Raw genomic sequence first — 21,989 nt, forward strand, 5'->3', positions numbered from 1 at the left:
CGCCGCACTGGAAGACGGGCATGCCATGAGCGAAGACGAAATCCGCCTCGCTTTGAAACGCATCCCGCTCTTTGCCGGCCGCAACCTCGGGGATGCGCGCTACCAGCGGCTCGGCGGCCTCACCAACCGCGTCTACCGCATCGGCTTCGAGGACGGCGAGGCCTATTGCCTGCGCCTGCCGGGGATCGGCACCGAGGACTATATCGACCGCAAGGTCGAGGCGACCAATGCCCGTGCCGCCGCCGCGGCCGGCGTCTCGCCGGAAGTGGTGCATGTCGACCCGCCCACGGGCCTGCTGCTGACACGCTTCGTGCCGGGCGCGCGCACCATGTCGCCCGCCGGCTTCGCCGCCGATATCGGCGCGGTGCGGCGGGCGGGCGAGGCGCTGCGCCGGCTGCACGACAGCGGGCAGCGCTTCGATTTCCGCTTCGAGCTGTTCGCGATGATCGACGATTATCTCGGCGTGCTGGACCGGCTCGGCTCGGCGCTGCCGCCGGGCTATGGCGACGTGCTCACCGAGGCGCAAAGCGTGCGCGCCGCCCTTGGCGCGCATCCGCTGCCGCTCGCGCCCTGCCATTGCGATCCGCTCTGCGAGAACTTCCTCGACGACGGGGAGCGCATGTGGATCGTCGACTGGGAATATTCCGGCATGAACGATCCGATGTGGGATCTCGGCGACCTCTCCGTCGAGGGCGGGTTCGATGCCGCGCAGGACGAGGCGCTGCTCGCCGCCTATTTCGGCGGCGAGGCGAGCGCCTTCGATCGCGGCCGCATGGTGCTCTACAAGGCGATGTGCGACCTTCTCTGGACGCTGTGGGGGCTGATCCAGCACGCCAACGGCAATCCGGCCGACGATTTCTGGGCCTATGCGCTGAACCGCTTCGAGCGCTGCAAGCGGCTGATGGAAGACCCTTCCTTCGCCGCTCACCTCGCGGCGGTGCGCGCCGGCTGATCCGCCGCCTCGCCCGGCAGGTGATGATGCTGGCACTCGCCGTGATCGGCGAGGATCTCGATCACCCGGCAGTCCGCCACATGGCCGTGCGAGCAGCCCTCGACCATGCGCTGCAGCTCGGCGCGCAAGGCGGTGAGGCTCGCGATGCGCTGCTCGACCTCCACCAGCCGGTCGCGGGCGATGGCGTCGGCGGCGGCGCAGGACTGGCCCGGCTCGTCCTGAAGCCGGAGCAGGGTGCGGATCGCCTCGATCTCGAAGCCCAGTTCGCGCGCGTGGCGGATGAAGGCGAGCCGCCGGATATCCTCCGCGCCATAGGTGCGGCGATTGCCCTCGGTGCGCGGCGGCGCCGGCAAGAGGCCGATCTCCTCATAATAGCGGATGGTCGGCACCTTCACGCCGCTCACCCGCGCCGCCTCGCCGATGCTGTGCTGACGTGCCATTTTCCCGCTTGCTCCTCTAGTCGCTAGAGGATGTAGCGTGCCATCCGTTTCGCGCAAGGACATTGGGAAATGGCACGCTCATCGGAACTCGCCCGCTATCGCATCGACGGCATGGATTGCGCGTCCTGCGCCGCCAAGATCGATACGGCGGTGCGGCGGGTGAGCGGCATCGAGGAGGTCTCGGTTTCGGTGACCGCCGGCACCATGACCGTCCACCACGCCGACGGCGACCTGGCATTGCTGGAGAAGCGGGTGAGCGGTCTCGGCTACGGCATCACGCGGCTGCCGGCGGCGGGAAAGGCGGCCGCGCAGGCGCCGGCCGGGGATCACAACCATGCGGACGGCGCGTGCTGCGGCCATTCCCACGATCACGACGAGAAGCACCGGCATACCCATACCGAGCCGCATGGCCATGGGCCGGGCGGCCACGATCATGACCACCATGATCACGCGCATGGCGGGGGGACGGCTCCGGCAAAAGCGGCCGTTCCGACCCCCCGTGCGGACGAAAGCCACGACCACACGCAACTGCCGGGCGATGGGCCGTGGTGGACGAGCGGCAAGGCGCGGCTGACGCTTCTCTGCGGCGCGGCGCTGGCGGCGGCCTATGGTCTCGGCCATTTCCTGCCGCGGCTCGATCCGTGGATCTTCATCGCCGCGCTGCTGATCGGCCTCGTGCCGATCGCCCGGCGCGCCGTCATGGCCGCGCTCAGCGGCACGCCGTTCTCGATCGAGATGCTGATGACCATCGCCGCAATCGGCGCGGTGATCATCGGCGCCTCGGAGGAAGCCGCCGCCGTGGTGTTCCTGTTCCTCGTCGGCGAGCTGCTGGAGGGCGTCGCCGCCGGCCGGGCGCGCGACAGCATCCGCTCGCTCACCGCGCTGGTGCCGAAGACGGCGCGGGTGGTGGAGGGCGGCACCACGCGCGATGTGCCGGCCGAGAAGCTGAGGATCGGCGACGTCGTCCTGGTGCGCCCGGGCGAGCGCATTCCCGCCGACGGCGAGGTGCTGGAAGGCGCCGGCTCGGTGAACGAGGCGCCGGTGACCGGAGAGAGCGTGCCGGTCGGCAAGGAGAAGGGCGATACGGTGTTCGCCGGCACGGTGAACGGCGAGAGCGCGCTCACCGTCCGTGCCACCACCGAGCCGTCCGACAACACGATTGCCCGCGTGGTGCGCCTCGTCGAGGAGGCGCAGGAGAGCAAGGCGCCGACCGAGCGCTTCATCGACCGCTTCTCGCGCTGGTACACGCCCCTCGTGGTGGTGCTCGCGGCGCTGGTCGCCGTCGTGCCGCCGCTGGTCGCCGGGGCGGCGTGGGACGAGTGGATCTACAAGGGCCTCGCCATATTGCTGATCGGCTGCCCCTGCGCGCTGGTCATCTCGACCCCGGCCGCCATTGCGGCGGGGCTCGCCTCGGGCGCGCGGCGCGGTCTCTTGATCAAGGGCGGCGCGGTGCTGGAGGTGCTGCGCACGGTGAATGCGGTGGCGCTCGACAAGACCGGCACGCTGACCGAGGGCAAGCCGAAGGTGACCGACCTCGTCGCCTTCGCCGGCGACGAGACGGCGCTGCTGGCCCGCGCGGCGGCGCTGGAGGCGGGTTCCACCCACCCACTGGCGAGCGCCATCCTCGGCGAGGCCGCCGCGCGCGGCATCGCCTATCCGGCGGCGAGCGATGCCGGCGCCGCGAATGGCGAGGGCGTCGGCGGAACGGTGGACGGCGCGCGCCTGTTCCTCGGCTCGCCCAAGGCGGCGGCTGCGCGCGCCCCGCTGACCGACGAGCAGCAGGCAGTCATCCTGCGGCTGAACGACGAAGGCAAGACCGTCTCGGTGCTGCTCGCCGACGGCGCCGTCGAGGGCCTGATCGCCATGCGCGACGAGCCGCGCGCCGACGCCAAGGCGGGCCTTGCCGCGCTGAAGGCGGCCGGCATCCGCACCGTGATGCTCACCGGCGACAATGAGCGCACCGCGAAAGCCATCGGCGCCGATCTCGGCATCGAGGTGCGCGCCGGGCTGATGCCGGCCGACAAGCAGCGCATTGTCGGCGAGCTGAAGGCGTCGGGGCTGACGGTCGCAAAGGTCGGCGACGGCATCAACGACGCGCCTGCGCTGGCGGCGGCTGATGTCGGCATCGCCATGGGCGGGGGCACCGATGTCGCGCTGGAGACGGCGGACGCCGCGGTGCTGCACGGGCGGGTGGCGGATGTCGCCGGGATGATCGCGCTGTCGCGGGCGACCATGGGCAACATCCACCAGAACATCACCATCGCGCTCGGGCTGAAGGCGGTGTTCCTGGTCACCACCATCGCCGGCATCACCGGCCTGTGGCCGGCCATCCTGGCGGACACCGGCGCCACCGTGCTGGTGACGGCGAACGCGCTGCGTCTGCTGGGGCGCAGGCGGGGATAGGCATCCGGCGAGATCGCGACCTCCGGTTCGATCGTCCGAACCATGACAGGCCGTCATCCTGAGGTGCCCGGCTATCGGCCGGGCCTCGAAGGATGCTCGTCGCGCGCGCCCGGGCGGCATCCTTCGAGGCGAGCTCGCGCTCGCACCTCAGGATGACGTTGTTCGACAAGATGCCCGGCTCACCCCTTCCCCAGCTTCTTCAGCCAGCGCTTCGCCTGCGCGCGGACGTTCTTCGGCGCCGTGCCGCCATAGGAGACGCGGCTCGCCACCGACTTCGACACCGAGAGCACGCCGAACACCTCCTGCGTGATGCGCGGCTCGACCGACTGCATCTCGGCGAGGCTGAGGCGGTGCAGCGGCACGCTCTTGCCGGCGGCCAGCGCCACGATGCGGCCGGTGACGTGGTGCGCCTCGCGGAAGGGCAGGCCGAGCACCCGCACCAGCCAGTCGGCGAGATCGGTGGCGGTGGAATAGCCCGAGCCGGCCGCCGCCTTCATCTTCGCGACGTCGGGCTCCATGTCGCGCACCATGCCGGCTGTGGCGGCGATCATCAGCGAGAGGGTGGAGAGCGCGTCGAAGGCGCCTTCCTTGTCCTCCTGCATGTCCTTGGCATAGGCGAGCGCGAGGCCCTTCATCACCATCAGGAGGCCGGAGAAGGCGCCGGCGATGCGGCCGATCTTGGCGCGCACCAGCTCGGCGGCGTCCGGGTTGCGCTTCTGGGGCATGATCGAGGAGCCGGTGGTGAAGCGGTCCGACAGCTTCAGCAGGCCGGTGAGCGGCGAGGTCCAGATCACCACTTCCTCGGCGAAGCGCGACAGGTGCATGGCGCAGATCGCCGCGGCCGCCAGCGTCTCCAGCACGAAATCGCGGTCGGAAACCGAATCCAGCGAATTCGCCGTCGGGCGGTCGAAGCCGAGGGCGCTCGCGGTGGCGAAGCGGTCGATCGGGAAGGAGGTGCCGGCGAGTGCCGCCGCCCCGAGCGGGCATTCGTTGAGGCGCGCGCGGGCGTCCTTGAGCCGGCCGCGGTCGCGTCCGAGCATCTCGACATAGGCCAGAAGATGGTGGCCGAAGGTCACCGGCTGGGCGGTCTGCAGATGCGTGAAGCCGGGCATCACGGTGCCGGCATGGGCGAGCGCCTTCTCGGCCAGCGCCTGCTGCAGATCGGCGATCTGCGTGTCCAGCGTGTCGATCGTGTCGCGGACATAGAGCCGGAAGTCGGTCGCCACCTGGTCGTTGCGCGAGCGCGCGGTGTGCAGCCGGCCGGCGGAGGAGCCGATCAGGGTGGCGAGGCGGGATTCGACATTCATGTGAATGTCTTCCAGCTCGCGCCGGAAGGCGAAGCCGCCGCCCTCGATCTCTGACAGGATCGTGTCTAGACCGGCGGCGATCTTTTCGGCATCAGAGGTTCCGATGATCCCCTGCGCGGCCAGCATCGCGGCATGCGCCTTGGAACCGGCGATGTCCTGTGCATAAAGGCGCTGGTCGAAACCGATGGAGGCGTTGATCTCCTCCATGATCGCATCCGGCCCGGTCTCGAACCGGCCACCCCACATCTTGTTGCTCATGCTGACTTTTCTCCGCGAGGCAGGCCATGGCCGAACGACCTGAGGACACCGCGCCGGAGGCGCAGGCCACGGGCCGGCGGATGACGGCCGGTCGTCTGATCCTGATCGTGGCGGCGGCGCTCGGGCTCGGCGCCGCGGTCGGTTTCGCAGGCGTATACGGGATTGCGGGAGGGGAGCGCAACGCCAATGCGGGCGCCGTCGCGGGCGCGCCGGCGGCTTCGGCCGACGAGGCCGGTCTGACGGACGGCCGCTGCGCTCGGGCCAGCGAGGTCGCCCGCACGCTCGCGCCCTTCGCCAAGGGCGAGGTGGCGGCCTTTGCCCCGACCCTGACGCCCCGCAGGGTGCCGGAGCTCGCCTTCCAGGACGGCGCCGGCAAGCCGGTGACGCTCGCCGATGTCGGCGGCGGCGGTCTGCGTCTCGTCAATATCTGGGCGACCTGGTGCGCGCCCTGCCGGAAGGAGATGCCGGCGCTCGACCGGCTGCAGGCGGAGCTGGGTGCCAAGGGCGGCGACAGCCAGCCCGGCTTCGAGGTGGTCGCGCTCAACGTCGACACCCGCGATGCCGACAAGCCGCGGACCTTCCTGAACGAGATCGGCGTCAAAAGCCTCGCCTATTACGCCGATCCCAAGGCGGATTCCTTCCAGCGGCTGCGCGCGGTCGGGCGCGGCTTCGGCCTGCCGACGACGCTGCTGGTCGACGCCAAGGGCTGCGAGATCGGCCACATGTCAGGACCGGCGGAATGGGCGAGCGAGGATGCGCTGGCGCTGCTGCGGGCGGCGCTGAAGGCTTCCGCGCCGGCGGCCGGCGGTGCGGCAGCGGCCTCCGGCGGCTGATGAGCGTCGGCGACGCGCCACGGGCGCGGCGGTGAGGGAGCTTGGCCGAAGAGTCTTCGCTGGGTTCCGGCTCGGCGCCGCGCGTGGCGCAGCTTGTCCGGGACACGGAGGGCGATCCCGATTCTCCCCCGCGCTTGCTCGGGACGGGATGGGAAACGGCGTCACTCGCCTTCCGCTGATCTCCACGTCATCCTGAGGTGCTCGCGTCAGCGAGCTCGAAGGATGGGGCATCCGGGAGCGATGCCCCGCGACCTTCCAGCGACTATGCGATGAACGTCGCCATGACGACGCTCATGCAGGTTGCCGCCTGACGAGAAGCCGTAGCGCTCCGCCGCTTAACCGACACGTGATCCCGGCTCTCCCGCTACGCTTGGCCGGGATGACGGAAGATGAGAGCAGGCCTCGCATCTGCTTGCGACGGCCGCCCTCAGAAATCCCGCAGCAGGCGCTCCAGATAGTCGAGTTCGAGGCGCGGGCGCTCGGGCTCGCCGAAGCGGCGGCGGAGCTCCTCCAGCACGCGGCGGGCGCGCTGCATGTCCATCTCCTCCGGCACCTTCACGGTGACGTCGTCGCCATAGTCGCGCGAGCGCATCGGGCGGCCGAGCGGGTCGTTGCGCTCGGCGGTCTCGCCGGAGGGCGAGCCGGGCTCCTGGCCGGGGCCGGGCTGCATCGCCTGCGCCATCGACTGGGCGCCCTTGCGCAGCGCCTGCAGCGCCTCGCTCTGGGCGTCCACGGCGCCGGTGCCGTCGCCCTGGCCGAGCGCCTGCTCGGCCTCGCGCATCGCCTGCTCGGCATCGCCGAGCGACTGGCCGGGACCCTGTCCCTGCCCGTCCTGCCCCTGCTGGCCTTCGCCCTGCTGACCCTCGCCGTTCTGGCCCTGCTGTCCCTGCTGGCCGCGCTGCCCGTCCTGCTGCTGCTGGCCGCGGCCGCGCATGGCCTGCTGCATCTTCTCGCGCAGCTCGCGCAGCTTTTCGCGGAGCTGCTGCTGGTTCTGCTGCAGGTCCTTGAAGGCCTGGTCGCCCTGCTGGGGCTGGCCGTCCTTGCCCTGCTGGCCATCCCGGCCCTGCTGGAAGGTGCGGTCGCGCAGCTTCTGCTGCTGGCGGATCATGTCGCCGAGCTGGTCGAGCGCCTGCGACATCTCGCTCTGGCCCTGCCGGCGCTGCTGCTGGCGGCCGGCCTGCAGCCCGTTCAGCATGTTCTGCAGCTCGCTCAGCATCTGCCGGGCGGCATCGCGGGCGCCGTTGCGGGCCATGTCCTCGATGCGGTCGAGCATCTTCTGCAGGTCCTGCGGGCGCACCGAGCGCATGTTCGGGTCCGGCGGGGCGTTGGCCTGGTCGCCGTTGCGCTGGGCCTGCTCGGCGAGGGCCTGCAGGAACTTGTCCATCGCCTCGCGCAGGTCCTGGGTGAGCTTCTTGATCTCCTCGTCGCTGGCGCCGCGCTCCAGCGCCTGCTGAAGGGCATCCTGCGCGGCGCGGAGCTGCTTCTCGACGTCCGACATGTCGCCGTCCTCGATGCGGACCGCGACTTCCCAGAGATAGTCAACCACGCCGCGCAGATCGTCGTCGCTGTTGGCGTTGGCGAGCCGCCAATAGGCGCTGCGCAGGCCCATATAGTGCGAGACGTCTGGCGTGAAACGCTCGGGGGCGATGGCCAGCGCATCGAGCGCGGCCTGCACCCGCTCGCGCATATTGGCGTCGAGCGCCAAGGTGCGGCGCTGCTCGATCAGCGCGCGCGCCAGCGGATTGTTGAAGTTGCGCGCCGGCATCACGAAGCTCTTCGCCTCGGTGCTGCCGGTCTGGCCGGCCTCGTCGCGGGCGACGAGGGTCAGGGTGACGCGGGTGCCGGCCCACGGGCTCTCGGTGAAGTCCTTGGTGGTCTGGCCGACGCCGTTCCTCGAGCGCGCGCCGGGCAGCGGCAGCGCGAAATCGGGCGCCGCCACCAGCGGCCGGGCGGCCGGCGCCGGCGGGGCGTTCTTCAGCGCGTGCAGCGGCTTCGGCGGCGGCACGGCGGCGAACTTGGCCTCGGCGCCGACGACCCCGTAGTCGTCCTCCATGCGATAAGAGAGGGCGAGGCCGGTGCGGCCGGAGCCCTGCGGCTCCTTGGCGAAGGCGATGGTCGGCGGGCGGTCGGGCACCGCCTGGAAGCGCCAGACCACGGTCTCGCCGCCAGGGCCGACGAGACGGGCGGCGCCGTCGCCGGCGATCACGTAGCGCTGCTCCTTGCCGGCATTGGCGGCGCCGGGCCGGGCGGCGGCAGGTTGAGCCGATTGCGGCGGGTTCTGCGGGGCGGAGGCTGTCTGCGATGCGGTTTTCGTGGCGGCAGCGGGCTGCGGAGCCGCGCCATTGGCGGCCTCGCCCTCCGGAGCGGCCTCGACGCGTCCCTCGACGGTCACGGCGGCGCGGTCGAGCCCGGTGATGCGCACCACCAGCGTCGAGCCGGCCGGCACGGTGACGGCGGCCGCGTGGTTCTGCGACCCCTTCGGCTCGGCCGCCTGCGCGGCGCCGGCCTGCTGCGTCTCGTCCGAGCGCAGGCCCGGCAGCATCACCGGCGGGCGGGCGGTGTAGGGCGGCGGCGTCACCCAGGCGTCGACGCGGTAGGGGGTCGGCGGGGTCGTCGCCGCCCAGTCGAAGGCGGTGAGAATGCGCCGCATATGGTCGCCGGGCGCCATGAAGAAGGTGGCCACCAGCCCGAGGATGACGAGGCCGCGCACCGCGCGCGGATCGATGTTGACGAGGCGCGGCGAGGGGATGCCGGCGCGCAGTTCGCGGATCTGCGCGGCCATGCGGTTGAGGTGCGCGCGCCAGAGCGCCACCGCGACCGGGTCGTCCGGGCGGCTGGCGAGATGGTCGGCGAGCGCGGTGGCCGGGCGGTGCGGCAGCCGGGTCTCGCGGTCGAGCCGGCCGAGCGCCTCCGTCGGCGTGGCGAGGCGCACCTTCAGCGCCGGGATCAGCGCCCAGACCAGCAGCAGCGCGCAGAAGGCGACGCCGATCATGCGCCAGACCGGCGGCACGACCAGCCACAGCCCGGCCCAGGAGAGGATCAGGAAGACGCCGACGGCGAGCAGCGCGGCGACGATCGCGGGCCATGCCCGCTCCCACAGGATCGCGCCGCGGGCCCGCTGCAGCGCGCCCGCGAGGGTGCGCTCGACGAGCGTCTGTTCGGCGAGTGCGTGTTCGGCTCGGGCCGTCTCGCCGGCATTGCGCGGCTCGACGGGCGGCTCAGTGCGATTCTCGGGTGTCGTCACACGTCTCTCCGACACGCCAGCCCCAAGCCGGAAGAGTATCACGCAGCGGCAGCATTGCCAGCCCTGCCGATCAAATGGGCGTGCACAAGCCGAAGGCAGCCCGGCGCAGCACCGGCGCGCCGGAATGTGGCGTCAGGCGAGCCAGCCCGGCACGCGGTCGAGGGCGATCAGCGCCTCGGCGTCGACGCGCGGGCGCACCACCGCCGCCTGCCCGCCGCGCACCAGAACCTCGGGAACCAGCGGGCGCGTATTGTAGGTCGAGGACTGCACCGCGCCATAGGCGCCCGCCGTCATGACCGCGACGAGGTCGCCGGCCTTCAGCTCCGGGAGCTGCCGCGCCAATGCCAGGAAATCGCCCGATTCGCACACCGGACCGACCACGTCCGCGACCATCTGCCTCGCATCCGGGGCGGGCTGGCGCACGGGCAAAATTTCGTGATGAGCCTCGTAGAGGGTCGGGCGGATGAGGTCGTTCATCGCCGCGTCGATGATCAGGAAGGTCTTGCCCTCGCCCTGCTTCACGTAGATCACGCGGGCGACCAGTATGCCGGCATTGGCGACGATGAGCCTCCCGACCTCGAAGATCAGGCCGAGGCCGAGATTGTGGGTGTGCCGCTTGATGAGGCTCGCATAGGCCGAGGGCAGTGGCGGGTCGGGCTCGTTCGCCACATAGGGCACGCCGAGGCCGCCGCCGAGGTCGAGATGGGCGAGCGGATGGCCGTCCGCCATCAGGTCGCGGGCGAGCTCGGCGAGCAGCGCGGTGGCGTTGTCGAAGGGCGAAAGGTCGACGATCTGGCTGCCGATGTGCATGTCGACGCCGGTGATGCGCAGGCCCGGCAGCTTCGCGGCGTGGGCATAGACGGCACGCGCCCGCGAGACGGGAATCCCGAACTTGTTCTCCGACTTGCCGGTCGAGATCTTGGCATGGGTCTTGGCGTCGACGTCCGGGTTCACGCGGATCGAGATCGGCGCCACCGCGCCGCGGCTCACCGCGACCTCGGACAGCGCCTCCAGCTCCGGTTCGCTCTCGACGTTGAAGCACAATATGCCGGCGTCCAGCGCCGCCGCCATCTCCTCGCGGGTCTTGCCGACGCCGGAGAACACGATCTTGCCCGCCGGAATCCCGGCGGCCAGCGCCCGCTTCAGCTCGCCGCCCGAGACGATGTCGGCGCCGGCACCGAGCCGGGCGAGGGTGGCGATCACCGCCTGGTTGGAATTGGCCTTGAGCGCGTAGCACAGCGTCGCCTTCACGTCGGCGAAGGCTTCGGTAAAGACGCGGTAGTGCCGCTCCAGCGTCGCCGTCGAATAGACGTAGAACGGGGTTCCGATCTCGTCGGCGAGAGCGGCGAGGCTGACATCCTCGGCGTGGAGGATGCCGTCGCGATAATCGAAATGATGCATGGCTTGGCGCCGGTCAGGGCGATTTCGCGAGCGCGTGCGAAATCGCGGAAAATCGCAAAAAAGACTAGAGCAGTCCGTCGAGGATGAAGGGCTTGTCGGGCTTCTGGATCCCGGTGTCCTTCGGTTTCTGGCCGTCCGGCCCCGGCTGCATCGAAGAGGGCGGCGGCTCGAGCGGGCCCTTCACGCCGCAGCCGGACAGCGCCAGCGCGGCGCCGAGGACCAGCGGCAATGCGATGAAACGGAGGGGACGACGCACGGTTCGGCGGGACACGGACAAATCCTCGTTCGGACGCGCGCACTATACCGAAGGCGCCGCGAAAGGCGAGCGCCCACATGCTCATGTCGCGATGCACGCGCCGATGAAGGCGGGCCGCCCGGCAGGCCTCAGGCGTCGAAGGTCACCATCACCGGGACGTGGTCGGAGGGCCGCTCCCACGAGCGTGCCTCGCGCAGCACGGTCATGGCGCGCGCGGTCGGCGCCAGCGCCGGGCTTGCCCAGACGTGATCGAGCCGGCGGCCGCGGTCGGAGGCGGCCCAGTCGGCGGCGCGGTAGCTCCACCAGGTGTAGAGCTTCTCTTCCGGCGGGATGAAACGGCGCATCACGTCGACCCAGTCGCCGGCGGCCTGCAGCCGGCCCAGCCGGTCCACCTCGACGGGGGTGTGGCTGACCACGTCGAGAAGCTGCTTGTGGCTCCACACGTCGGTTTCCAGCGGCGCGATGTTGAGGTCGCCGACCAGCACGGAGCGGCGCTCGATCTCGCCGCGATGCAGCCGCTCCCAGGCGGTCGCCTCGTCGAGGAAGTCGAGCTTGTGCTTGAATTTCGGGTTCAGCGCCGTATCGGGGATGTCGCCGCCGGCCGGCACGTAGAAATTATGGATGGTGAGCGGCGCCTTCAGCCCCGCCGCGCCACCGAGCGTCACCGCGATGTGGCGCGCGTCGCCGACGTCGCAGAAGCCCTGCCGGCTCACCTCGTCGAACGGGAAGCGCGAGAGCACGGCGACGCCGTGATAGCCCTTCTGGCCGTGGATCGCGACATGCGGATAGCCGATCCGGCCCGCCTCCTTCAGCGGGAAACGGTCGTCCGGGCATTTCGTCTCCTGCAGGCAGATGACGTCCGGGTTCAGCTCGGCGGCGAGCTTGGCGACGAGCTCGATGCGCAGGCGCACCGAATTGATGTTCCAGGTGACGATGGAGAGCGGCAAGGCAGGGCACCGGTGGGCGGGAATTCGGCCGCACACTAATCATATCGGGCGCGGTGGTTCAAACCCTCGCAGCCCGCGAGACGGCGCGTCATCTCGAGGCGCTGGCGCCGGTCTGGTTCGCCGTCATCCTGAGGCGCTTGCGCAGCGAGCCTCGAAGGATGGTTATCCGGGTACGCCGGGCGAGCATCCTTCGAGGCCCGGCCGTCGGCCGGGCGCCTCAGGATGACGTGGTTCTTTTGGCAAGATCGAGAGCGGGCGCCCCGCCTCAGTTCCGGTTGATCACGAACAGCATCGGGTCGGGGCGGACCGAGGTGTTGAGGTTGTAGACCGCCACCGTGGTGTCGTAGCCCTGCGGGTCCGTCACCGTCCATTGCTTGAGCTGCATGGTCTTGGCGTCGAACATGATCATCAGCCGGTAGGTGCCGACCATCGGCTGGTTCTCCTCCAGCACCACGGTCGCGAACACGTCGTCCTGATAGACGCCGGTGACGTTGCCGTTGCGGGCGAGGTCGAGATTCTCCGACAGCAGGAAGCGCAGCGGGGTCTGCGACAGCGGCGAGATGTCCTGCGTCTTCAGGCGCTTGTCGCGCACCGAGACGGAGCGGCCGTCGGCGACCAGCACGATCTGGCTCGGCGGGTCGTATTCGAACAGCACGCGGCCGGGCTTGAAGATCGAGAACTCGCCCTGCTTGCGCGTGCCGTCCGGATCGACCTGCACGAAGGTGCCGGTCATCGTCTTGAAGCTGTTGAAGTAGTTGTTGATCCGCTCGATCGTCGCGGCGTTCGCGCGGGGCTTGCCGGCGCCGGTGCCGGCGGCGGCGACCTGCACCGGCATGGTGTCGGGCGCGACCGGGGCCGGCGCGGCGGGAGCGGCATGGGCGGTGCCGGTGACGGCGGGCTCCGCGGCGGCCTGCTGGCCCCCAACGGCGCCCTGCGCCGCGATCTGCGCCGCGCTCTCCTTCGGCAGCGGCGCGGGAATCGGGCGCGGGCCGGACGCCGGCAGAGGCGGCTGCGCATAGGCGGTCGGCGCGGCCGGAGCCGGCGCGGGTGCGCGCGCGGCCGGGGCCGGGGCGGCCATGACCGGGCCGGGGGCGGGGGCGGAGGTGACGGGAGTCGAGGTGGCGGGCGCCGGCACGGCCTGCGCGGGCGCGCCCTGCGAGCCGCCCGGCACCATGCCCGGCGGCAGCAGGATTCCCTGCTGCGCGAAGGCCGCGCTGGCGGAAAGCAGAAGGGCGGCGCAGGCGGCAAGCGGGCGCATCGTCAGGCGCATGGTGCACTCTCGGCGAGAGAGGGAGCGAAGCATCATCCTCAAGGCGGTACTCGGCCCCTGTGGCGATCCTGTGGCCCGGTTGACGCTGGAGGAGATGACATTTGCGGGACCTCGCGCCCCGCCGTCCGTCGCCTCCCCGCACCGGGGCACGGTTCTCAATAGTTCTCGGCGGCGCCCTCGACGAGGATCTCGCGCTTGCCGGCATGGTTCGCCGGGCCGACCAGCCCCTCGCGCTCCATGCGCTCGACCAGCGAGGCGGCGCGGTTGTAGCCAATCTGGAGCCGGCGCTGGATGTAGCTGGTGGAACACTTCTTATCGCGCATCACCACCGCCACCGCCTGGTCGTAGAGGTCGCCGCCTTCCTCGCCGAAGGAGCCCTTGTCGAACACGGCGCCGTCGCCGCCATCATTGTCCTCGTCGAGGTCGATGGTCACGGCGTCGAGATAGTCGGGCGCACCCTGCGTCTTCAGATGCTCGACGACGCGCTCCACCTCCTGGTCCGACACGAAGGGGCCGTGGACGCGCGAGATGCGCCCGCCGCCGGCCATGTAGAGCATGTCGCCCTGGCCGAGCAGTTGCTCGGCACCCATCTCGCCGAGGATGGTCCGCGAGTCGATCTTCGAGGTGACCTGGAAGGAGATGCGGGTCGGGAAATTGGCCTTGATGGTGCCGGTGATGACGTCGACGCTCGGACGCTGGGTCGCCATGATCAGATGGATGCCGGCGGCGCGGGCCATCTGCGCGAGGCGCTGGATGGCGCCCTCGATGTCCTTGCCGGCGACCATCATCAGGTCAGCCATCTCGTCGACCACGACGACGATGTAGGGCAGCGGCTCGAGCTCCATCTCCTCGCGCTCGTAGACCGCCTCGCCGGTCTCGCGGTCGAAGCCGGTCTGCACCGTGCGCACGATGGCCTCGCCCTTGGCCTGCGCCTCGACCACCCGCGCGTTGAAGCCGTCGATCGAGCGCACGCCGACCTTCGACATCTTCTTGTAGCGCTCCTCCATCTCCCGGACCGCCCATTTGAGGGCGATCACCGCCTTCTTGGGGTCGGTGACGACGGGGGAGAGCAGATGCGGGATGCCGTCATAGACGGAGAGTTCCAGCATCTTCGGGTCGATCATGATGAGGCGGCACTGCTCGGGCCGGTGGCGGTAGAGCAGGGAGAGGATCATCGTGTTGATGGCGACCGACTTGCCCGAGCCCGTGGTGCCGGCGACCAGCAGATGCGGCATGCGGGCGAGGTCGACGATCACCGGCTCGCCGCCGATGGTCTTGCCCAGCGCGATGGCGAGGCGGTGCGCGGTCTCGCCGAAATCCTTGGCGGTCAGCATCTCGCGCAGATGCACCTTCTCCCGCTTCGGGTTGGGCAGCTCGATGCCGATCGCGTTCTTGCCGGGGATCACCGCGACGCGGGCGGAGATGGCGCTCATGGAGCGGGCGATGTCGTCGGCGAGCCCGATGACGCGGCTCGACTTGATGCCGGGCGCCGGCTCCAGCTCGTAGAGGGTGACCACCGGGCCGGGGCGTGCATTGACGATGGCGCCGCGCACGCCGAAATCCTCCAGCACGCCTTCGAGCTCGCGGGCGTTCTCCTGCAGCGCCTCGGTGGAGAGCGCCGGACCCCGGCTCGGCGGCGGCGCGGTGAGCAGGTCGATCGAGGGGTGGCGGTAGCGCCGGCGTGCCTCTTCGGCCTCGGCGCGCCCACCCCTTATCGAACGCAGCGGCGGGCGGCGGGCGGCGCGGGGCGCCGGCTCGGCGAAATCCTCCGGATCGACGTCGATCGGCTCCGGCTCGAAATCGGGCACGCGCACTTCGGGTGCGCCGAAATTGGGCTCGACACGCGGGCCGGCGGCCGGCGCGGCGGGCTCCTCGCCGTCGAGGCCGAGCGCCTCGCGCAGCGTCGCCATGAAGCCGCCGCGCGTCGTCTCCGCGGGAATGTCGGTCCGCGGGCGGCGACCGCGCGCGGTCCACAGCCGGGCCTTGAGCGCGAGGGCGCCGTGGATCAGCGCGCCGAGCGACAGGCCGCCGCTCGCCACCGCGTCGGCGTCCTCGGCCGGATCGTCCTCGAAGGGCAGCTCCTCCTCAGGCTCGGCGCGGAAGCCGAAGCCGAGCGCGACGGGGAGCGCCACCACCGCGCCGGCGAGGCACACGGCGCCGATCACCGCGCGGTCGAAGGAGGACAGCCAGCCCGAGGCGACCAGCGAGGCCGGCAGCGCCAGCACGCCGTCGCCGAGCACGCCGCCGAGCCCGCTCGGCAGCGGCCAGCCACCGATGCGCGGTAGGCAGGCGGCGAAGGCGGCGGTCAGCGTCACGCCGCCGAGGAAGGCGACGAGGCGCAGGCGCTGACGGCTGGGGCGGCGATGGGTGAGGATGCGCCAGCCCCACACCGCCACCGGCACCAGGACGGCGAGAGCGGCGAGGCCGAAGAGCTGCATCATCAGGTCGGAGACCGAGGCGCCGAGCCGGCCGAGCAGGTTGGACGGCGCCGCCGCGCTGGAGCGGCTGAAGCTCGGATCATCGGCCGACCAGCTCGCCAGCGCCGCCAGCATCAGGAAGGCGAAGGCCAGCACGACGAGGCCGCTGACCTCCTCCATCCGGCGGCCCATCAGCCGCTTGAATTCGTCCGGCAGCAGCGTCATCTGCGCGTTGTGGCGCGGACGCGAGGGGCCGGGCTGGCGGATCGCCCGCGCGCCTTTCGGGATGTCGGTGGGCTGCCGCGTCGGCTGCGGCCGGACGAGATTGCGTGTCTGCGCGCCCATATGTCGCCCCCGCTCCTTCATTCCAGCCCGGCGACGAGGCGCGTCAGCGCGTCCTCGGTCGTCTTCAGGTCCTGCACCAGGGCCACTCTCAGATAATTCGCGCCCGGATTGCGCCCGTCGGCCCCGCTGCGGCACAGATAGCCGCCGGGCACGGTGCGCAGCCCCTCGCGCCGCCACAGAAGCCGCGCGGCAGCCTCGCCGGCGGTGAAGCCGTCCTCGCGCACGCCCCCGACGTTCAGCCAGAGGAAGAAGCCGCCATCCGGCCGCTCATAGCCGAAGCGGCCGGCGAGGATGCGGTCGGCGGCGTCGAACTTCGCCTTGTAGAGGTCGCGGCTGGCGACGACATGCGCCTCGTCTCCGAGCGCGGCGACGCCGACCGCCTGCAGCGGCTCGGGCACCTGCGGGGCGGCGACGTTGCGGAATTCGGCGAAGGCGTCGAGGAAGGCGGCATCGCCGGCGCAGAAGCCACAGCGCAGGCCCGGCAGGCTGGAGCGCTTGGACAGCGAATTGAACGCGACGACGTTCGAGAAATCCGTTCCGGCGACCTCGAGCACGCCGGTCGGTGGGGCGTCGCCCAGCCAGATTTCGGAATAGCACTCGTCGGCGAACAGCATGACGCCATGGGCGCGGGCGAGCGCGACGAGACGCGCGAGATAGTCCCGTGGGGCGATGGTGCCCTGCGGATTGGCCGGCGAGGCGAGATAGATGGCGACCGCGCGATCGAGCAGAGCGGGGGTGAGCGCGGCGAGGTCGGGCAGCCAGCCCCGCTCGGGCAGCGGCAGCGGCACCGCCTCGCAGCCGGCCGCCTCGGCGCCGGCGCCATAGGCGGCGTAGAAGGGATTGGGCAGCAGCACCAGCGGCGCCTTCTGCTTGGCGGGCGGCGCTAGCCGGCGCGCCAGAATGGCGGCGGAGAACAGGCCCTCGCGCGAGCCGTTCAGCGCCAGCACCTCGCGCTCCGGGTCTATGGGGCGCGGCAGGGCGTAGCGCCGGCCGAGCCAGCCGGCCGCGGCGGTGCGGAACTCGGGTGTGCCGCGGATCGCCGGATAGCGGCCGAAGCCGTCGAGATGGGCGGCCAGCACGGGCCCGACGAAATCCGGCATGGCATGGCGCGGCTCGCCGACCGCCAGGCTGAGCGCCGGCTTGCCGGGGGCGATGCCGGCGAGCAGCTCGGCGAGCCGGGCGAAGGGCGAGCGCGCGGCCGGTCCCGCATCGACGGCGGCGGGTGTGGGGCGGATCTCGGCCGGGGCGTTCATGGGCGGCATCGGTTGGTCGGCATCAGTTGAACGGCATCAGTTGGGCGGCTTGGTCTCGGCTGCGCAGAGGGCGCCCCGTCATCCGCCCGGGCGGAATCCGGCGGGGTACAAGGCACCGGGATTAAACTTAAGGGCGGGCGGTAAAGGCGCCCTTAACCATCCCGCGGCGTCCGGGCAGCCGCGGCGCGGCGAACCTCGCCCGCGCGATTGGCAAAACGGTGGCGCTCCGGGAGCGGACGCGACGGTCGGCGCCACACGCGCCGGCGCAAACAAAAACCCCGGCCGTGGGGGCCGGGGTCAGTCGAGGAGGACAGGCGGCGCGGGGAGAGCGCGCCGCCTGCGCTGGAAGCCGGATCAGCTGTGGTAGGCGCGCTCGCCGTGCTCGGTGATGTCGAGGCCTTCGCGCTCCTTCTCCACCGACGGACGCAGGCCGACGATGATGTCGACGACCTTGAAGATGATCGCCGAGACCACGCCGCACCACACGATGGTGGTGAGCACCGCCTGGGTCTGCACCCACACCTGGTGACCCATCGCGTAGTCGGCGATGCCGGGGCCGCCGAGCGCCGGGGAGACGACGATGCCGGTGCCGATGGCGCCGACGATGCCGCCGATGCCGTGGACGCCGAACACGTCGAGGCTGTCGTCATAGCCGACCGCGTTCTTCACCGTGGTCACGAAGAAGAAGCAGACGATGGCGGCGATGAAGCCGAGGACGATGGCGCCGATCGGGCCGGAGAGGCCGGCGGCCGGGGTGACGGCGACGAGGCCGGCGACCATGCCGGAGATCGCGCCGAGCATGGAGGGCTTACCCTTGACCAGCCATTCGATGATCGTCCAGCCGACGATGGCGCCGGCGGTGGCGACGAAGGTGTTCACCAGCGCGAGCGTGGTGCCGCCGTTCGCCTCGAGGTTGGAGCCGGCGTTGAAGCCGAACCAGCCGACCCACAGGACGCTGGCGCCGACCATCGCGAAGGGCAGCGAGTGGGGCGGCATCAGCTCCTTGCCGTAGCCGGTGCGCTTGCCGATCAGCAGGCAGCCCACGAGGCCGGCGATACCGGCGTTGATGTGCACCACCGTGCCGCCCGCGAAGTCGAGCGCGCCGATGCCGAACAGGTAGCCCTCGGAGAACCACACCATGTGGGCGATCGGGTAGTAGACGAAGGTCACCCAGAGGATGCAGAAGAGGACGACCGCCGAGAACTTCGTGCGCTCGGCGAAGGCACCGATGATGAGCGCCGGAGTGATGGCCGAGAAGGTCATCTGGAACGCCATGAAGGCGTATTCGGGGATCAGCACGCCCTTGGAGAACGTCTCCGAGGTGCTATCCGTGGTGACGCCCGCGAGGAACGCCTTGGAGAAGCCGCCGATGAAGGCATTGCCCGAGGTGAAGGCGAGCGAGTAGCCGTAGAAGACCCACAACAGCATCATCACGGCGGCGATCACCGTGACCTGCATCAGGATCGACAGCATGTTCTTGGCGCGGACCAGGCCGCCGTAGAACAGCGCCAGACCCGGCACCGTCATGAACAGCACCAGCACCGCGGACACCATCATCCAGGTGGTGTCGGCCTTGTTCACGCTGCCGACCACGGCGGCGGCCTCGGCGGTCGCCTCGGCACCTGTCGCAGGCGCATCCTGCGCGAACGCGGACGCTGCCATCAGCAGCCCCGTCGCCGCGAGCACGGGCAGCCCCGTGCGCATCCACTTCTTCATCGTCATGGGTGAAACACTCCGTCGCGAAAGGAAAATGTCTGGATCAAAGGGCGTCGGCGTCGGTCTCGCCGGTGCGGATGCGCACGGCCTGATCGATCGAGTAGACGAAGATCTTTCCGTCGCCGATCTGCCCGGTCTTCGCGGACGCCGAGATGGCATCGATGACCTTGGCCACCTGGTCGGTTGCGACGGCGACCTCGATCTTGAGCTTCGGGAGGAAGCTCACCGCATATTCGGCGCCGCGGTAGATCTCGGTGTGGCCCTTCTGCCGGCCATATCCCTTGACCTCCGTGACGGTCAGTCCATGCACTCCGATGCCCGTCAGGGCATCGCGGACTTCCTCAAGCTTGAACGGCTTGATGATAGCCATGACGATCTTCATGGGTTCCTGTCCCCGCTTGGCCCTGGACCGCTCTACGCCGGCCCCGGGCGTTCTGATGTCGGACTCGGCCAGGCGTGGTTTCCCCAACCCCTTCGGACAAGCCGGCCAATTTGAATCAAGTCGCGTGCCAAGCCTGACGGACAAAAGGCTTGCACCCGCTTCGCGGGGGTTCGGACGCATGAATCACGGAACAGTGAGGTAGCCGGGCCACACCCTTCGACCCGTACGACTGCTCAATTCTTCATCGTCGGCGCGATGCAGAATCGTATTTGATAACAAAATAGGCAATTGATCAAGTATTAGGCACTCTCATCGACGCGCCGGATGAGCCCTTCCTGGGCAACCGACGCGACGAGGCGCCCCTGCCGGTCGAAAATCAGGCCGCGCGCGAGGCCGCGGGCGCCGGCGGCGGAAGGGCTGTCCTGCGCGTAGAGCAGCCATTCATCGACGCGGAACGGGCGGTGCAGCCACAAGGCGTGGTCGAGGCTCGCCGCCTGCACCGTGTCGCTGAGCACGCTGGAGCCGTGCGCCACCAGCGCGGTCTCCAGCAGCGTCATGTCGGAGGTGTAGGCGAGCACGGCGCGGTGCAGGGCGGCGTCGTCGGGCAGCGGCTCCGGCGCGCGGAACCAGACGAACTGCCGCGGCTCGCCGCCCGTGGTGCCGTCATAGGGGCGCAGCCGCACCGGCCGCAGCTCGACCGGGCGCGGGCGCGTCCAGTAGGCGCGCACCCGCTCCGGCAGGGCGGCGAGGACGTCCGCCGGCAGGTCCCGGACGTCGGGAAGCGTCTCCGGCGGCGGCACGTTCTGCGGCGCCGGTAGCTGGTGCTCGTAGCCGCCTTCCTCCCGGTGGAACGACACCGACATGATGAAGATCGGCCGGCCGTGCTGTATCGCCACCACGCGGCGGGTCGAGAAGCTGCGCCCGTCGCGCACCCGCTCGACCTCGTAGATGATGGGAATGCGCGGATCGCCGGCGAGCAGGAAATAGGCGTGCATGGAATGGGCGGCGTCGTTCTCCACCGTGCGCTGCGCGGCGACGAGCGCCTGCGCCAGCACCTGCCCGCCGAACACCCGCGTGCGGATGGGAAGCCAGTTGTTCTGCGGGTTCTGGCCGCGGAACAGGTTGACCTCCAGCGTTTCGAGGTCGAGCAGCCTGACGAGATCGGCGAGCATGACGGCGGGTTCCTCGTGGCGCCGTGCCGCGGATGAGGGGCACCGCGCATTGTCGCGACGGACCCAGCTAAGGCATAAGCTGCGTCCCGGACAACTGTGCGAAGGGACGATCCGCCATGTCTCCAGTGACATCTGCTGCAAGTTCCGCCGCCGGAAAGCCGGCGCGCCACGACGTGGCGATCGCCGGCGCCGGTCTCGGCGGCCTCGCGCTGGCGCTGTCGCTGCGGCAGGGCCTCGGCGACGAGGCGCGCATCCTGATCGCCGATCCGGCGCTCGCCGGGCCGGTCCGCGACGGGCGGGCCTCGGCCATCGCGGCGGGCGCCCGGCATCTGCTGGACGCGGTGGGCGCATGGCAGCGCGTCGCCGCCGAGGCGCAGCCGATGACCGCGATGGAGATCACCGACAGCCGGCCGGGCGACGCCGCCCGCCCGGTGTTCCTGTCCTTCGATGGCGAGGTGCCGGCGGCGGGTCCTTCCGGGGACAGCGAGCCCTTCGCGCATATGGTGCCCAACGCGCCGCTGCAGCAGGCGATGATCGAGCTGGCGCGCGAGCGCGGCATCGCGCTGGTGGCCTCGAGCATCGTGCAGATGGCGGCCAAGCCCGCGGCGGCGGAGTTCCGGCTCGGCGACGGCGGCGAGCATCGCGCCAGCCTGCTCTGCGCCTGCGACGGCGGCCGCTCGAAGCTGCGCGCGCTTGCCGGCATCTCGACCGTCGGCTGGTCCTACGAGCAGTCGGCGATCGTGCTCACGGTCGGCCACGAGCGCGACCACGGCGGCAAGGCGATCGAGCATTTCCTGCCCGCCGGCCCCTTCGCCATCCTGCCGCTGACCGGCCGGCGCTGCTCGATCGTCTGGACCGAGACCACCGAGGCGGCCAAGCGCCTGCTGGCGCTGCCGCCGGTGCTGTTCCACGACGAGCTGGAACGCCGGTTCGGCCTCTTCCTCGGCGCCATCGAGGTGCTCGATCAGCCGCGCGCCTATCCGCTCGGCCTGCAGGTGGCGCGCCGCTTCGTCGCCGACCGGCTGGCGCTGGTGGCGGACGCCGCGCACATCATCCACCCGATCGCCGGGCAGGGCATCAATATGGGGTTCCGCGACGTGGCGGCGCTGGCGGAGGCCGTCACCGACGCGGCGCGGCTCGGCCTCGACATTGGCGGGCCGGACGTGCTGGAGCGCTACCAGCGCTGGCGGCGCTTCGACACGCTGGCCATGGGGGTGGCGACCGACGGGCTGAACCGGCTGTTCTCGAACCGCTCGGACGTGCTGCGCCTCGTCCGCGACGTCGGGCTCGGCATCGTCGACCGGCTGCCGCGGCTGAAGGACTTCTTCATCCGCGACGCGGCGGGCCTCGGCGGCTCGGTGCCGAAGCTGCTGCGCGGCGAGGCCTTGTGAGG

Annotated in this window: 16 protein-coding genes; 4 read left to right on the forward strand and 12 right to left on the reverse strand. The window is 70.8% G+C overall.

Features of this window, described 5'->3' with window-relative positions:
* Positions 1 to 25 precede the first annotated feature (25 nt).
* Positions 26 to 952, forward strand: coding sequence for a choline/ethanolamine kinase family protein (locus tag U742_RS0108120; protein WP_029351854.1), 927 nt, complete (start codon positions 26 to 28; stop codon positions 950 to 952).
* Here U742_RS0108120 and U742_RS0108125 read toward each other — a convergent pair.
* Positions 925 to 1,392 carry a MerR family transcriptional regulator gene (locus U742_RS0108125; RefSeq protein WP_029351856.1) on the reverse strand — a complete coding sequence of 156 codons (468 nt, stop codon included), beginning with the start codon at positions 1,390 to 1,392 and terminating at the stop codon, positions 925 to 927. The two genes, U742_RS0108120 and U742_RS0108125, sit on opposite strands and share 28 nt — an antisense overlap.
* 69 nt (positions 1,393 to 1,461) lie before the next feature.
* Between U742_RS0108125 and U742_RS0108130 the strand changes: the two genes are divergently transcribed.
* The gene (locus U742_RS0108130) at positions 1,462 to 3,795 is read left to right on the forward strand and encodes a heavy metal translocating P-type ATPase (protein ID WP_029351858.1); all 2,334 of its coding nucleotides are present in this window, start codon (positions 1,462 to 1,464) and stop codon (positions 3,793 to 3,795) included.
* Between the two features lie 179 nt (positions 3,796 to 3,974).
* Here U742_RS0108130 and argH read toward each other — a convergent pair whose 3' ends face one another.
* Entirely contained in the window at positions 3,975 to 5,360 is a 1,386-nt protein-coding gene (argH, locus tag U742_RS0108135) for an argininosuccinate lyase (RefSeq protein ID WP_029351859.1), read from the reverse strand.
* Positions 5,361 to 5,386: 26 nt separating this feature from the next.
* Between argH and U742_RS0108140 the strand changes: the two genes are divergently transcribed.
* Positions 5,387 to 6,193, forward strand: a complete 807-nt coding sequence (locus U742_RS0108140; RefSeq protein ID WP_029351861.1) for a thiol:disulfide interchange protein TlpA — start codon at positions 5,387 to 5,389, stop codon at positions 6,191 to 6,193.
* A gap of 427 nt (positions 6,194 to 6,620) precedes the next feature.
* Here U742_RS0108140 and U742_RS0108145 read toward each other — a convergent pair whose 3' ends face one another.
* From U742_RS0108145 to tesB, 10 genes are all read right to left on the reverse strand, one after another.
* Complete coding sequence (locus U742_RS0108145; RefSeq protein WP_029351863.1) at positions 6,621 to 9,437, reverse strand: TIGR02302 family protein; 2,817 nt, start codon at positions 9,435 to 9,437, stop codon at positions 6,621 to 6,623.
* A 132-nt stretch (positions 9,438 to 9,569) separates the two neighbouring features.
* Positions 9,570 to 10,838, reverse strand: a complete 1,269-nt coding sequence (gene lysA / locus U742_RS0108150; RefSeq protein ID WP_029351865.1) for a diaminopimelate decarboxylase — start codon at positions 10,836 to 10,838, stop codon at positions 9,570 to 9,572.
* A gap of 64 nt (positions 10,839 to 10,902) precedes the next feature.
* Positions 10,903 to 11,109: an LPS translocon maturation chaperone LptM gene (locus U742_RS0108155; RefSeq protein ID WP_029351868.1), complete on the reverse strand. Its 207-nt coding sequence runs from the start codon at positions 11,107 to 11,109 to the stop codon at positions 10,903 to 10,905.
* Between the two features lie 113 nt (positions 11,110 to 11,222).
* A complete protein-coding gene (locus U742_RS0108160; RefSeq protein WP_029351870.1) occupies positions 11,223 to 12,041 on the reverse strand; it encodes an exodeoxyribonuclease III in 819 nt (272 codons plus the stop codon).
* A gap of 265 nt (positions 12,042 to 12,306) precedes the next feature.
* Positions 12,307 to 13,311, reverse strand: a complete 1,005-nt coding sequence (locus U742_RS0108165; RefSeq protein ID WP_248310305.1) for an outer-membrane lipoprotein carrier protein LolA — start codon at positions 13,309 to 13,311, stop codon at positions 12,307 to 12,309.
* A gap of 155 nt (positions 13,312 to 13,466) precedes the next feature.
* Positions 13,467 to 15,953, reverse strand: coding sequence for a DNA translocase FtsK (locus U742_RS0108170; RefSeq protein ID WP_051660991.1), 2,487 nt, complete (start codon positions 15,951 to 15,953; stop codon positions 13,467 to 13,469).
* 137 nt (positions 15,954 to 16,090) lie between these two features.
* On the reverse strand, positions 16,091 to 17,326 hold the full coding sequence (locus U742_RS0108175) for an aminotransferase class I/II-fold pyridoxal phosphate-dependent enzyme (RefSeq protein WP_029351876.1): 1,236 nt from the start codon (positions 17,324 to 17,326) through the stop codon (positions 16,091 to 16,093).
* 354 nt (positions 17,327 to 17,680) lie between these two features.
* Positions 17,681 to 19,048, reverse strand: coding sequence for an ammonium transporter (locus U742_RS0108180; protein WP_029351878.1), 1,368 nt, complete (start codon positions 19,046 to 19,048; stop codon positions 17,681 to 17,683).
* 37 nt (positions 19,049 to 19,085) lie between these two features.
* Positions 19,086 to 19,424 (reverse strand): P-II family nitrogen regulator, encoded by a 339-nt coding sequence (locus tag U742_RS0108185; protein WP_029351880.1) that lies wholly within the window; start codon positions 19,422 to 19,424, stop codon positions 19,086 to 19,088.
* A 299-nt stretch (positions 19,425 to 19,723) separates the two neighbouring features.
* Positions 19,724 to 20,596: an acyl-CoA thioesterase II gene (gene tesB / locus U742_RS0108190; RefSeq protein ID WP_029351881.1), complete on the reverse strand. Its 873-nt coding sequence runs from the start codon at positions 20,594 to 20,596 to the stop codon at positions 19,724 to 19,726.
* 125 nt (positions 20,597 to 20,721) lie between these two features.
* On the opposite strand from tesB, the gene U742_RS0108195 reads away from it, so the two are divergent.
* Positions 20,722 to 21,987, forward strand: coding sequence for a ubiquinone biosynthesis hydroxylase (locus U742_RS0108195; protein ID WP_282568319.1), 1,266 nt, complete (start codon positions 20,722 to 20,724; stop codon positions 21,985 to 21,987).
* The last annotated feature ends 2 nt before the right edge of the window (positions 21,988 to 21,989 follow it).

It is taken from the genome of Allobosea sp. 117 (assembly GCF_000702305.1).
Taxonomy (GTDB): Bacteria; Pseudomonadota; Alphaproteobacteria; order Rhizobiales; family Xanthobacteraceae; genus Ancylobacter.